Origin of the sequence: Myxococcus sp. CA033 (assembly GCF_013336625.1) — a bacterium.
GTDB lineage: Bacteria > Myxococcota > Myxococcia > Myxococcales > Myxococcaceae > Myxococcus > Myxococcus llanfairpwllgwyngyllgogerychwyrndrobwllllantysiliogogogochensis.
This window is the reverse complement of record NZ_JABUMU010000008.1, coordinates 267694-281639: the sequence shown is the minus strand read 5'-3', so window position 1 is coordinate 281639 and position 13946 is coordinate 267694. Positions and strand designations below refer to the sequence as shown.

Sequence of the window (13946 nt, the reverse complement as noted above, 5' to 3'; positions counted from 1 at the left end):
GACGCTTCCCGAAGGGTTCCAGCAGGCGCTTCAGGTCGAGGACGCGGGAGGGCGCGCGGCCTCACCCAGGCCAACGAGCTCCAGCTTGAGCTGGGAGGCCACCTCGAAGATGCGGGGATCCCGATAGAACTCGCCGAAGACGATGCGGACGAGGCCCGCGTTGGCGATCAGCTTGAAGCACGGCCAGCAGGGGCTGGCGGTCGTGTAGATGGTCGCTCCATCAATGGCCACGCCGTTGGTGGCGGACTGGATGATGGCGTTCGCCTCCGCGTGCACCGTCGCCACGCAGTGTCCGTTCTCCATCATGTGGCCCACGTCGTCACAGTGCGGCAGGCCGCGGATGGAGCCGTTGTAGCCGGTGGACAGGATGGTTCGTCCACGGACGATGACGGCCCCCACGTGCTTGCGATCACACGTGGCCCGCGTCGCCACCTGCTTGGCGATGTCCATGAAGTACTGATCCCACGAAACACGTCCCGACATCCGCTCGCCTCCTGGCCCGAGCAGATGTAGCGCGCAGCGGACGGCTGTCGACAAAAAGGCGGCTCAGCGCCCGGCGGCGTGAGCGACGCCTCCCTCGCCAGGCAGGCTGCGTTCCAACAAGCGCCCGAAGCCCTTGGCTTGCAGGAACTGTCGCACCTTGGTGCTGGGCGCGGCGAACGTCTCGCCGGGCATGGGCACGTCGAAGCTGTAGCTCTCCTCACGCACCGCGAAGTCCACCTGCGCCGTGCGGTAGCCCTCCACGATGGCCAGCAGCCGGCCCGACTCCAGGCTGAAGATGCCGCCGCCCGACGCGCCGTAGCCGATGGGCGCGTCCGTCTTCACCATCCTCGGACGCCGGGACTCCCGGTCCCACTCCACCTGGGACAACATGCCGCCGGACAGCGACAGCGCGCGGCCATAGGGCGACGCCGCCACGACGACGTCCTCGCCCAACTCCAGCTCCGCCTCGTCCGCCAACTCCACCGCGGGCAACGCCAGCCCCGGCACCTTCACGAGTGCCAGGTCCAGGTCCGGCACCTGTCCGGTCGCCACCACCTGGCCCACGTGCGACTCCACATCCGCGCGGCGGTCCACCAGCACGTTCAGCGTGGGGGCATTCAGGTCGTCCATCACCACCGCGTGCGCATTGGTGATGACCCACGCGACCACGCCCTCCGCGCTCCGCTCGGAGCCCACCACCACGCCGGAGGCCGTGCGCCTCACCTTGTCCGCCTCCGTGATTTGCAGGCGCACGTTGTGAGGGAGGATGCGGCGCACCATCTCCTTGCGCGTCGGCCTCGACGGCTCCGGCGTGGTTACCCGCACCACCTCCGGCGGCGCCTGTGGCACGGGAGCGCTGGCGGGAGACGCGGGCGCACCGGCACACGATGCGAGGGCGAGCAGGGCGACGGGGGCGCCCAGGAGGAAGCGGGTCATCGACTCTCCGGGATGAAGGACGGCGCTGAGACTGCGAACTCGCTTGCGACGCCCATCTTCCCCACGCCCCATCCTCATTGGAAAGCAGGCGCCCTGCAGGGGCCGGTCGCCTGCCCGCCCGGCCTCAGGCGTAGCGCTTCTTCATCAAGAACAGGATGGCGTCCTTCGCGCAGTACTCGCAGTAGCCGTAGCGCTCCGCCATCGTCTTCAGCGTGCCCTGCACCTGCGTCTGCTCGCGCGTCGACAGCTGGTTTCGGTCCTCGGAGAGGTACTTGAGGACGTTCTCCTTGTTCTTGCGCAGCACCCGCTTGCGCTCTTCGAAGTAGTGGTCCCTCAGGCGCTTGAACATGTCCGGGAAGATGCGCGGGTAGTCCATCGCCAGGTCTGGATTGTCCAGCCGGTGCGCGCCGATGGAGGAGATGAGCCCGCGGCGGAACTCGGAGACCTCTTCTCCGCGTGGCATGACGATGGCTTCCACCTCCTGCATGCGCTGCTCGTCGGGCTTTTCCATCTCGCCGGTGATGCGGTTGCGCATCTTCTCGCCGCGCACCCAGTGGCTGACGCCCTGGATGTAGCGCTCCACCAGCTCGCGATACTGGCCCTCGGAGACCAGGCCCATGGACTCGCGCACCTCGGTGTCCACGCGGTCCAGGTACTCCGCCTCCGCCACGCGCACGAACTCCTCATGGTCGTGGTAGCCGTCCACCACTTCCTGGAGCAGGAACTCGTAGACGCTCTTGTCCTTGCAGATGGCCTCCAGCTCCTCGAGCACCGCCAGCCCGTTGAGGCACTTGTAGTCGGGGTTCTGCGCGGCGTTGAACAGCGCCGTCTTGATTTCGCGCGCGCTCGCGCCCACACGCCCCTCGTAGTTGGGGTACGCGTCCGACTCGGTGAACAGCTCCTCGCGCAGCTTCCTCAGCTCCTTGGTGTTGGCCAGGCTGAGCCGGTCCGGCGGCGCGCCCTCCTCGTACAGGTGCAGCTTCTCCACCGGCGTGACGTGGTCGATGAGCTCCTTCACGTCGCTGGGATAGCGGTCCGGAATGGGCTTCTTCAGGCGCGTGAGCACGGCCCACATCGCGGCCAGCTCCGTCGCGTGGGGCGCCACGTGTTTGCCCACCGTCGTCGCGGACACCTGCGCGTCGTAGATCTGCTGCTCGGTGCGGTAGCGGCGCAGGTAGGGCACGCGCACCAGCTCGATGCGCCCCTTGAACGACGCGAAGTCAGGCAGCTCCTTGAAGGCGCCCAGGTGTTTCTCGTTGGACGACGCGATGAGCACCTCGTCCAGCTGGAGCACGAACGGCTCCAGCGGCACCTCGCTCGTCTCGCTGAACCCCAGCAGGTACTTGAACGCCTCCAGCGGGCGCTTGAGCAGGTCCGCGTACTCGATGAGGCCCCGGTTGGCGTGGACGAGCGGCCCGTGTGGCTCGAACAGGACGGTGCTGTGCAGCGGCGCGGGCACGTTGAGCTGGGTGCGGTCCGCGGTGATCTGCTGGACGACGGCGTCCACGCTCATCTGCGGCTCCACCGTCACCGTGGCCACCTGGTAGCGGCGCGACACGTAGAAGCGCTCCACCTGGACGTGGCGCATCACCTTCAGCCAGTCGCCGTTGTACGAGTTGAGCAGCGCCGTGTAGATGCGGCGGCACTTGGAGCACAGCTCTCCGTCCCGCACGTAGTCGGACAGGATGTAGTCCCCCGACTCCCCGTCCCCGGTGCCCAGCCCCTTCTTCTTCAGGGCCGTCTCCAACACCTTGCGCCGCTCGCCTGGAGGCATGGCGAACATCGGATGATCCCGCAGCTCACACGGCATGCGCAGGTCGATGTTCTCCGCGTCCAGATGCGCGAAGGTCGTCAGCTCCCCGTTGCCGTCCGTGCGCTCCCCGAAGCCGATGGAGCCCTTGATGAGCTTCTCCGAGGGGAACACCCAGGCGATGCGGTAGAGCGCCCCCTGCGGCAGCCAGGAGTACGTCTCCATGCCGGCCTTGAGCGCGTTGACCAGCGTGGACTTCGCGCTGCCGTTGGGGCCGTGCAGGAAGATGAGCTTGTTGATGCGGCCGGCGCGCACGAAGTTGCCGAGCACCCGGTAGATGGCGTTCTGCACCTCCTCCTGCCCCGCCACCCGGCCGTCCCGCCCGCTGCCCTCCGTGTTGAAGACCTTGAAGCGGCGAATCGTCCCCGTCGGATGCGGCACCGTCTCCGTGCCGAAGTGGTCCATTACGTCCCGGAGGTACTGCGCCGCGTTCCGCGCCTGGGCGCGCGGATCGTTGATGAAGAGCGACAGGTACTCCTCGAAGGACAGGATCGAACGGTTCTTGACGAAGTCGGCGTTCACCTGCGTGCCCACTTCCTGCAGATAACCCTTCGCGTCCACGGTGGCTCTCCTCGTACGGGTCAGTTCTCTCTAGTCAGGGGCCCGGCGCTCCGCAGCCTCCGTTGGCCTCCCCAAGACCTTTCCGCCCGGCCTGCTGGAAGTCCAGGCCCCTTTGCCGTCATGTCGTCCAGCCCACGGGCTCGGGCAGCCGGTTGCCCTCCAGGGAAGAGAGTGGCCGGGTTGGACTTTTCGCCCGACATCGTGCGGGGTTCCAGGGTTTTGCCAGGAGCCGACCGGAGGCGAGCGGGCGCGCTGGGTGTAAGCATACTCGCGTGGGGGCCGGGGGTGAGATACGGTCCGGACCTTCTCTTCGGTGCCCACCCGGAGTCCAAACACGATGCACAAGGAGCCCATCATCGGCATCGACCTCGGCACGACGAACTCGTGCGCGGCGATCGTCGAGGAGAGCGGGAACGTGAAGCTCATCCCCTATAAGGGCGGTGAGTACACCATCCCCTCCATCTTCGCGATTGACGACAAGGGGAACGAGCTCATCGGCTACGAGGCCAAGCGCCAGTGGCAGCTCAACCCGCGCAACACCGTCTACGGTGCCAAGCGACTGGTGGGGCGCACGTTCGGCAGCGACGTCGTGGAGACGATGAAGAAGGTCGTGGCGTACAACCTGCGCCCCGGCAAGAAGAACGAAGTCACGCTGGACGTGGGCAAGAAGGAGTTCACCCTCCAGGAAGTCAGCGCGAAGATCCTCGGGAAGATTCGAGAGGTCGCGTCCAACTACCTGAAGATGCCCATCAAGCGGGCGGTGGTGACGGTCCCCGCGTACTTCAATGACAGGCAGCGCCAGTCGGTGAAGGACGCCGGCAAGCTCATCGACCTGGACGTCGTGCGCATCATCAACGAGCCCACCGCGGCGGCGCTCGCGTACGGCGTGGGCAAGGGCCTGAAGCAGAAGGTCGTCATCTACGACCTGGGCGGCGGCACCTTCGACGTCTCCATCATCGAAATCCGGGACCGCGTCTTCGAGGTGAAGGCCACCGGCGGCGACGTCTTCCTGGGCGGCATCGACTTCGACAACGCCATCATCCACCACGTCCTGAAGGACTTCGCGGCCAAGACGGGCATCGACCTGGCCACGGACCCGGTGGCGATGCAGCGCATCAAGGACCTGGCCGAGCGCACCAAGATTGACTTGTCCGCGCGCGACGAGGTGCCGTTCAACATCCCCTTCATCACGATGACGTCCCAGGGCCAGCCCCTGAACATCGAGATGAAGTTCACCCGGAAGATGCTGGAGCAGCTCACCAACCACCTCGTGGACCGCACGCTGCAGATGGTGGCGCGGGTGCTGGTGGATTCGGGGCTGTCCACCAAGGACATCGACGAGGTGATGCTGGTGGGTGGGCAGACGCGCATGCCCGTCGTCCAGGACCGGCTGACCAAGTTCTTCGGCAAGCCGCCCAGCAAGGGCGTGCACCCGGACGAGGCCGTCGCCATCGGCGCCGCGCTCTACGCGCACTCGCTCCAGGACGACACCAACCTGCGCATCCAGCTGCTCGACGTGATTCCCATGGCCATTGGCCTGGAGAAGGCCGGTGGAGCCTTCCACGTCGTCTTCCCGCGCAACGCGCCCATTCCCAACGCCAAGCAGCTGCTGGCCACCACCAGCATGGACAACCAGACCGAGCTGGCCATGCGCATCTTCCAGGGCGACCACGAGATGGTGGTGCGCAATGACATGCTCGGCGAGTTCACCTTCTCCGGCATCCAGCAGGCCCGCGCCGGCGGCGTGCAGGTGGAAATCACCTTCGATGTGAACATCGAAGGCATCCTCACCATGCGCGCCAGGGACCCGGCCACCGGCCGGGAGATGAACACCACCGTGCGAGTGACGCAGAGCTGAGCGCTCCGCCGTCCCCTACCGGGACGGCAGCGCCGCCAGTCCCTGCTCGCGCGTCTCCTCACGCTTCTCCGACACGACGAACGGCGTGGAGTCCTCGGGCGTCACGTCCCGGGGCCCCTCGCCGCGCAAGAGTTCGAAGACGGTGAGCGACGTCGTCGCGCCGTGCAGCACCTGCTCTCCCTGCGGCGCGTAGACGAAGGCCTCCCGGGCGCGCTCACGCGTCCTGTCGCTGAGGAGCACCTGCCCTCGCCGGGCCAGGCCCGCGAGCTTCGAGGCGGTGTTCACCACCTCGCCCAGCACCGTGTAGTCGAGCCGCCCGGACGCCTTCGCGCCGATGCTCCCGGCGACGAGGTCTCCCGAGTCCAGGCCCATGCAGACACCATGCGCGTAGGGCGCATGCGCGCCGCCGCGAGTGGCCAGGGTCTCCAGCTGACGGCGGATGGACAGACACGCCTCCAGCGCCTGGTCCACGTGCCCAGGTCCGCGGAACACGGCCATCACCGCGTCCCCGACGAACTTGTCCACCGTGCCACCGCGCGCGAGGATTTCCGGGACAATGGCCTCGAAGTTGGCGTTGAGCCGGCGCAGCGACTCCGGGGGCGCCTGCTGGCTGAGCACGGGCGTGAAGCCATCCACGTCGATGAAGACGACGGTGCCCTCCACCCACTCGCCCGACATGTCCTCCGTGCCCTGCAACATCGGAGGAATCCGCTCCAGCACGCCGCCGGGGACGAACATGCGCAAGAGGCCATTCTCCTCCGTGTAGCGCACCGTGCGGCGCAGCTCGCGCACGTGCTTGAGCGTCTTGATGAGCGTCGCCTCCATGTCCGGGAAGTCGATGGGCTTGGTGATGAAGTCGAAGGCCCCCCGGTTCATCGCCGTGCGCAGGTTGCTCATGTCCCCGTACGCCGAAACGATGACCACCCGAGTCAGGGAGCTGACCTCGCCCACGCGGGACAGGAAGGTGAGCCCGTCCATCCTCGGCATGTTGATGTCGCAGAGCACCACTTCGGTGTCGGGATTCTGGCGCAGCTCCTCCAGCGCCTCCTCACCGTCCGACGCGAAGAGGAACTGGTACACGGAGCGGCGGATCTGCTTGCGGAAGCTCTGCTCCATCAGCACCGCGACGTCCGGCTCGTCGTCCACCACCAGCACCTTCGCTGGCCGTGACGGACGCCCCGCCTCCACCCGCGCGATGAAGTCCGAGGACAACTCGTGCGCGGACTGGTACCGCCGCGAGGGCTCAACGTCGAGCGCGCGCGCGAAGAAGGCGTCGACCTCCGTGCCCAGCCCGGGCACCAGCGTGGACGGCGGCACGGGGGCCGGAGGCACGTTGCCCAGCCGCAGCTGCCGTAGCGACTCCAAGGGGAACGGGTGCTGACCGGTGAGCGCGCGGTAGGCCACCACGGCCAGGGCCCACAAATCACAGCGGTGGTCCAACCGGGGCGACAGGCCGCGCAGTTGTTCGGGGCTCATGTAGCGCGGCGTGCCCGCCATCTCCTCGTCCGGATGAGGCTGCGCGTCGCCTCCCTGCGTCAACAGGGCGAGCCCGAAGTCGAGCACCTTCACCAGCTCCCCCGCCGTGCTGCGCGAGAGGAAGAGGTTGGCGGGCTTGAGGTCCCGGTGGATGACGCCCGCGGCGTGCGCGGCGGTGAGCGCGCGGGAGGCCTGCGTGAGCAGCCGCTCCACCATGGCGAGCGACAGCCTTCCGCGCCGGTTGAGCAGCGCCTCCAGGTCCTCGCCTTCCAGCAGCTCCATGACGATGTAGGGCTCGTCACCGGAGAGGTCGCAGTCGTGGACCTGGATGACGTGCGGACTCTGGAAGCGGGCGATGGCCTGGGCTTCCCATTCGAACTGGCGCAGCGCGTGGGGGGTGGGCGCGCAGTGGCTCGCCATCAGCTTGAGGGCGACCAGGCGCTGGAGCTTGGGATCCCTCGCCACCCACACGGTGCCCATTCCACCGCCCCCGAGCACCCGCTCCAGGACGTATCGCCCGCCGATGACGCGTGGCTGAGACATGTCGTGTTCGTTCATGTTTGTTCGCCCCGAGCGGCGGGATGATGGCACATGGGGTCCACACCCGGTACCCCATCCCGGTCCCTCCCTACCCAAGCGGACGGGCCACCTCGTGCGAGGTGGAGATGCGGCGCGTGATAGCGTGCCGGCCCCGTTCCCCTGACACGACTTGCACCTCCCTACCCGTGGAGGCGTCCATGCACGAAGCGATCAAGCCCCCTCTTCCTCCTCTTCCCCACGCCGCCAGCGACGACGAGCCCGCTCCCGCGCCGCCGCACATGCCGGACGGGACCACCTACCCCGGCCTCGTCGTGCATCCGGGCCTGCGCCCGGGCATGCCGCGCAACGCGATGACGTCCGATCGGACGCCGTACTCAAAAGAGCCGCTGAAGGTGCTCGCCGGCAAGCTGCCGCCGGATCTGCATGGACATGTCTTCGTCGCGGGCCCCAGCGTCCATGCGGGCTCGCCCGCGCTGGCCTCGGATGGGCTGGTGCTGCGGCTCGACTTCGACGGCGCCGACGCGACCTTCAGCTCCGCCATCATGGAGACGCCGTCGTACTACGCGCGGGAACCGGTGAACGATGGAGCGACTTCTCGCGGCCCCATCACCCGCTACCTCAACGAGTTCCGTGAGACGACGCTCTCCGACGTGAGCATCGCGCTGGGCGCGCAGGAGGCCCCCAACACGGCGCCGTTCCTGGTGGAGGGTGAGAACATGTTGCTGGTGACCACGGACGCGGGGCGCCCGTGGGCCATCCACCCGATGACGCTCAAGGCGTACACGCCGCTCGGCTATCTGCGCGAGTGGAAGCCCGCCATCCCCACGCCCTGGGCCTTCCCGCTGCTCCAGAGCACCGCGCACCCCGCGTTCGCGCCCGAAGTGGCGGAGCCCATCTCTCCCCGGGAGACCGAGTCCCAGCAGAAGCCTCGCCTCTTCTTCACCAACCACGCCCCCAAGTGGCCGCTCGGCGAAGGCTGGACGCACCTGTCGAGCTGGGACACGTGGGAGAACCGGCTGCACCACTGGGCACTGATGGACGCGGCGACGGGCAATCCGGTGGTCGCCCAGTCGCTCCATCAAATCGCCGTCACGCGCGACTACGTCGTGTTGCTCGACAGCAACTTCCCCATCAACTTCTGGACCATCGCGGTGCAGGCAGCGCTGCCGGGGATGACGCGCGTGCAGCGACTGGTGGATAGATTCACCTCCGAGCGCGCGTACCCGCAGGCGGTGTTCTGGGTGGTGAAGCGCTCGGACCTGCGGCCCTCTCCCGGCACGCTGTCGCGGGACGACCCACCAAGGATTCCGGCGCATCGCTTCCAGTCCGGCGGGGGTGGCCTGCACTTCGCGGCTCGCTACGAGAACCCGGACGACGTCATCACCCTGGTCGCGGGACACTCGCCGTCCGAGGACCTGTCCCACACCATCAAGGAAGGGGACCTGCTCATCAATGGCCGCCGGGCGGAGGCCTACCAGGAGGGCATGCCCACGGCGGTGCCGGTGACGCGCAGCTCGCTGGGGGTGCACCGCATCGACATGCGCAACCGGCGCATCGAGTCGCGCCTGCACTCGCACGACAACTTCACCTGGGGCCTCACCGTCTTCTCCAACGCGGGCCTCGTCAACGGAGAACTCGAGACGAACCTGCGGCTGTATCTGCGGCAGAAGTGGCGCTCGCCCACGTCCGACAACAGCGACGGGGCGGAGCCGAACTGGGTCATTCCGGATGACGAACTGGCCATCTACTTCAACTCGGATGGGTTCGCGGCGGACATGGTCCCCGAGTACGTCTACCAGCTCTACAAGCCCATCGTTGGAGACAAGAGCGGCCTGCCCATCCAGGAAGGCCGGGCCGCGAGCTTCTTCAAGTTCTACGTCAAGTCGGGTCGCTTCGACGGCTACGTGTTGCCCACGGGCTGGTTCGGCTTCGCGCCGCAGTTCGTGCCCAGCATCAAGCTGCCGAAGGTGCCGTACTGGAAGGGCTACGTCGTGGCGCTGGTGGTCTCCGACCCGACGCCGGACCTGCCTGCCGACTCCACGGGTGACGAGGTGTGGATCTTCGACTCGGAGAACATGAGCAAGGGGCCCATCTGCCGGCTGGGCAGCAAGTACTTCGACGTGGGCATGACGTTGCACACCACGTTCCTTCCGCCAGGGCTGGGGGAGATCCTCGACGGCCACGTGCCGGATAATGCGGGCCCGCAGTACTGCGTGGACGTTCGCGAGGACTACAACGTGGACGCGATGGAGAAGACGTACGCGGAGTGGCTCCCCGGACTGTTCCCCCGCGTCCCGCGCGTGCTCTTCACGCCGTGGAGGCTGGGAGTGAGGTGGGCGCTCAACTTCCCGAAGCTGCGCAAGGTATTCGAGCGAGACGTGTTCCCGAACTTCCCGCGCCAGCGCCCGCGGTCGCCTCCGGGCGGGGGCGGCAAGAAGGACTGAGCGTCACTTCGCCGGGAGCATCCCGGAGTCCGCCATCTCGAAGTCTCCCTCGGGGGAGACGAGGACAGCTCCCCCGAAACAGGAGATGTAGAGGCGTCCGTCGGCGAGCCATCCAGAGCCCTGAGGAGCACCGGGGAGCTGTCGCCAGGGCTCCACGTCGAAGGTCTCGCCCTGGGCAAACACCCGGTACAGTCGACCCGTGTTCCCTCCGAGGTGGGCCAGTCCTGTCGCGACGATGATGTGCGGCCCCAGGCGATGGATGCCAACCACATGGGTGTAGAGGATGTGCGTTTCGGTGGCGTCGTCCCGCTGGTGAACGAGTTCGCCACCCCACTCTCCCCGACTGGCACCCAGCAGATATCCGTCCGAGACACGCAGGCCGCATTGGGGCCGCTGGTTTCGCTTCTTCACCCGAGAAGGATATTCGCCCATGTCGAACACCTCGGCGGAGTAGGTCCGTTGCGCGAGGAAGACCGCGGGGAGTTCATCCGGGCCCAGGTCGAGAAACGGACGGGAGGTGGCCGTCAGGGATGCGCCCGCATGCTCATGGGCGAAGAACACGGAGTTGGTCCTCCCCGCCGGATACTCTTCCTCGCCCCGGATGACCCGAACGGCCTGGCTGGCCGCCTCCTTCACGGGCGGATACCAATGCCTCGCCGCGATGCGCTCGAGCGACTCGATGGCTCGCTCCGCGTAGAGCAACCCGAGAGCGCGGGCCGAGGCATGGACACGGCGCCAGTCCGGGCCATCTTCGAGCTGCGCGATGAGCGCATCGGTGGCCTCCGCGTATTGGATGAGGCCGAGCGCGAGGGCCGCGGTGATCCTCATGTCCCAGCCTTCGCTGGCCAGATGTTCAACGAGGACCCCCCCCCGCGTGGCGCGCGTGCGGGCCAAGCTCCGCGAGATCCCGCACCGCGAAGTCATCGTACGGCCGCTGCGCCAGGCGCTCGATGAGTTCTTGAACCCTGGCGGAGTGAGCTCCATCGACCCAGGTACCGAAACTCCGGAGGAATGCACTCACTCGGCCTGACGGGGTTGAGCCCAAATCCATACCTCCCAGGGGAAAGCCTCTCGAAAACCTATCACCCCCGAGTTCCGCGCGAGCCCCGCGGCGTGGTGACTCCTCGCATCACTCCCGTGCCATGACGGTACGGGTGGCGTCCTCGAAGAGCGTGTCCGGCACGGAGGCCAGGACTTCATCACGGCGTCCCTCGACCCAGGCCCAGCGCGCGCCCAGCTTCGTCACCAGGCCCAGGGTTCCACCACGCAGACGTGCGATGAAGTGCCGCGCCTGACCCTTGCCTCCATCGAACCGCCACAGCACCGCGTCGAGTTCCGGCGGCGGAGTGTCCGCCGCGAGCAATGGAGTGATCGCAGCCTGACACTCCAGCCGGAGGATGCGCGCGTCCAGTTCCACGATGAAGTCATGCACGCTCAAGTCGCCGCGCGTCTCCGCCTCGCGCAGGTACTTCACCACCCGAGCCACAGCCGCGGTGAGGTGGACATACGTGTCCTTGCCCCGACACAGGGCCGCCGCCGCGCCCGCTGTGCGCCGGGCCACCGCGAGTGCTTCCGACTCCTTGGGCTCGGAGCGGGAGTCCGCGATGAGTCGGTGGTATGCGCGGCCCGCGTGGCTGGTCAGTTGCTTCTGATGCCCGAGCGAGAGTGACTCCTGCGGCGTGAGGCGCGACGGCTTCGCGAGGAAGTCACGCACGTGGTCCAGCACGCGTCGTGCGACGGCCTCCTCGAACCGGTCAGCGAGGTGCGGCGCGACGAGCGAGGAGAACCACAGCCCCAGTTCCACCTGCCCCGCTGCCGGACAGACAGGGCGCGGCCCTCCCAGCGCCCACGGCCCGTCGGGCCGGTCCTCCGGGCGCGCGGCCTGGAGCGCCGCCTTCAGGATGATGTGACAGTGGGGCAGGTCCTCGACCGTCGTCATGTACGCGCTCCTCCGTGGCCTGATTCTCGGGCACGCGCGCCCCGCCCTCAATCTCCGCGTGAGCGCAGGGTGACGATGTGGGCTGCCCCGTCGCCATCGAGGTCCGAAGCAGACCCGGCCCCAGCACGAAGCTCACGCCTCCGTGCGGCGATACGGACTCACGCGCCGCCATCGAGACCTGAAGCCGCTCCGCCGCCTCGTCAGCACGAGGCTCACGCCTCCATGCGGCGATGCGGGCTCAGGCCTCCGCCATGACCGTGTCGACGATCTTCGCGGAGCACAACACCGCGGGCAGTCCCGCCCCCGGATGCGTCCCCGCACCCACGAGGTAGAGCCGGTCCACGTCCTCGCTCTTGGCCTGGGCTCGGAGGAACGTGGTCTGCATCAGCGTGGGCGCGAAGCTGAACGCCGCGCCCCGGAACGAGCGCAGGTCATCCCGGAAGTCCTCCGGCGTGAAGACTCGCGACGTCACCAACTCCTGCTCCAGCCCAGGCAACACCGTGCGCGACAGCCGGGCCGCCAGCTTGCGACGGAAAATCTCCGCCCTCGCCTTCCAGCTCGAGCCGTCTCCCAGGTGCGGCACCGGCGCCAACACGTAGAACGCATCGTGGTCCGGCGGAGCCAGCCCCACGTCCGTCGCCGTGGGGCGATGGAGGTACAGCAGCGGGTCCTCGGAAGGCAGCCCCGGCCCGGCCAGTCCGGAGAACATGCCCTTGAAGTCGCGTCCGAACAGCAACGTGTGGTGCGCGACGTCCGGGTACCGACGCCGCGTTCCGAAGTACCAGAGGAACACGCTCATCGAGTACCGCGCCTGCTGGATGCGCGTGTCCGTCCAGTGACTGCGCACATGCCTGGGCAGCAGATAGCGGTACGTCCACGCCGCGTCCGCATTGGACACCACGGCCTCGGCGGGAAGCCACGAACCATCCCCGAGCCGAACCCCCGTGGCCTTGCGCCCCTCCACCGTGATCTCCGACACCTCGCTGCCGTAGCGAACCTCGCCCCCCAGCGACTCCAGCAAGGACACCATTCCCCGCACCAACGCCCCCGTTCCTCCCACTGGAAAGAACGCACCCCAGCGCCGCTCCACGAACTGGATGGACGTGTACACCGCGCTCGCGGGCGAGAAGGGACTGCCGCCGATGAGGAGCGGATGGAAGCTCAGCGCCTGCCGCAGTCGCTCGTCCTTCACGTGACGCGACACCAGCCCATACATGCTCCGGAAGGCCTCATCGCGCACCAAGGCCGGAGTGAACGGCGCGAGGCTGAGCACGTGCGGTACCGGCGCACTCATCAGCGGGCCGATGCCCGCTTCGTACATCCGCTCGACACGGGCACTGAGCGACAGGTAGCCCGCCTCGTCTCCAGGCGAGATGCGTCGCACGGACTCCAGCATCGCCTCCTTGTCCGTGTGGTAGTCGAACGTGACGCCGTCCGGAAAACGCATGCGGTACAGCGGCGTCACCGGCTTGAGTTCCACGTGGTCCGCCAGCTTCCGTCCCGCCAGGGCCCACAGCTCCTCGAGCAGGTGCGGACAGGTGATGACAGTAGGGCCGGCATCGAAGGTGAACCCGTCCTGCTGGAAGGCATGGGCCCGACCACCAGGTCCATCCCTCCGCTCCAGGACGGTGACTCGCCAGCCTCGCGCGGCCAGTCGGACCGCGGCCGCCAGCCCTCCAAAACCACTTCCGATGACGAGAACGCGCCTGCCGTCCCGCCGCGTGTCGAGCTCCACCCTGGCCGAAGGTCTCATCACCGTGGAGGTTCCATGGCACACCCGGGCCGCGCGCTCCACTCCGGCGAGCAGGCAACCCTCCTGGTGAAGCGACCGGGCGCTGTTGCGAGCCTGGGGGTGCACAGCTAGCCTCCCCCTTCCAAGGGGGGGTGCCGCGCCCCTGC

9 protein-coding genes are annotated in these 13946 nt (G+C 67.8%); 2 read left to right on the top strand and 7 right to left on the bottom strand.

The features are described 5' to 3' along the window. Nucleotides 1-30: 30 nt before the first annotated feature. The 3 genes from HUA78_RS21880 to HUA78_RS21870 all read right to left on the bottom strand — a co-directional run bounded on the left by HUA78_RS21880 (nt 31) and on the right by HUA78_RS21870 (nt 3790). Nucleotides 31-483 carry a cytidine/deoxycytidylate deaminase family protein gene (locus HUA78_RS21880; protein WP_141644775.1) on the bottom strand — a complete coding sequence of 151 codons (453 nt, stop codon included), beginning with the start codon at nt 481-483 and terminating at the stop codon, nt 31-33. Nucleotides 484-546: 63 nt separating this feature from the next. Next, the gene (locus HUA78_RS21875) at nt 547-1419 is read right to left on the bottom strand and encodes a serine protease (protein WP_174477069.1); all 873 of its coding nucleotides are present in this window, start codon (nt 1417-1419) and stop codon (nt 547-549) included. A 124-nt stretch (nt 1420-1543) separates the two neighbouring features. Then, nucleotides 1544-3790, bottom strand: coding sequence for a PrkA family serine protein kinase (locus HUA78_RS21870; RefSeq protein ID WP_141644777.1), 2247 nt, complete (start codon nt 3788-3790; stop codon nt 1544-1546). Nucleotides 3791-4127: 337 nt separating this feature from the next. On the opposite strand from HUA78_RS21870, the gene HUA78_RS21865 reads away from it, so the two are divergent. Continuing rightward, nucleotides 4128-5648 (top strand): Hsp70 family protein, encoded by a 1521-nt coding sequence (locus HUA78_RS21865; RefSeq protein ID WP_141644778.1) that lies wholly within the window; start codon nt 4128-4130, stop codon nt 5646-5648. Between the two features lie 15 nt (nt 5649-5663). On the opposite strand, the gene HUA78_RS21860 is transcribed toward HUA78_RS21865, so the two are convergent. Continuing rightward, complete coding sequence (locus HUA78_RS21860; protein WP_174477068.1) at nt 5664-7667, bottom strand: response regulator; 2004 nt, start codon at nt 7665-7667, stop codon at nt 5664-5666. A gap of 194 nt (nt 7668-7861) precedes the next feature. Between HUA78_RS21860 and HUA78_RS21855 the strand changes: the two genes are divergently transcribed. Beyond that, nucleotides 7862-10108 carry a carotenoid oxygenase family protein gene (locus HUA78_RS21855; protein WP_174463642.1) on the top strand — a complete coding sequence of 749 codons (2247 nt, stop codon included), beginning with the start codon at nt 7862-7864 and terminating at the stop codon, nt 10106-10108. 3 nt (nt 10109-10111) lie between these two features. Here the strand turns inward: HUA78_RS21855 and HUA78_RS21850 are convergent, their stop codons facing one another. From HUA78_RS21850 to crtI, 3 genes are all read right to left on the bottom strand, one after another. Beyond that, nucleotides 10112-11032 (bottom strand): HEAT repeat domain-containing protein, encoded by a 921-nt coding sequence (locus HUA78_RS21850; protein ID WP_256433661.1) that lies wholly within the window; start codon nt 11030-11032, stop codon nt 10112-10114. 205 nt (nt 11033-11237) lie between these two features. Then, entirely contained in the window at nt 11238-12047 is an 810-nt protein-coding gene (locus tag HUA78_RS21845; protein ID WP_174456613.1) for a hypothetical protein, read from the bottom strand. Between the two features lie 238 nt (nt 12048-12285). Next, a complete protein-coding gene (gene crtI / locus HUA78_RS21840; protein WP_371745632.1) occupies nt 12286-13905 on the bottom strand; it encodes a phytoene desaturase family protein in 1620 nt (539 codons plus the stop codon). Between the last annotated feature and the right edge of the window lie 41 nt (nt 13906-13946).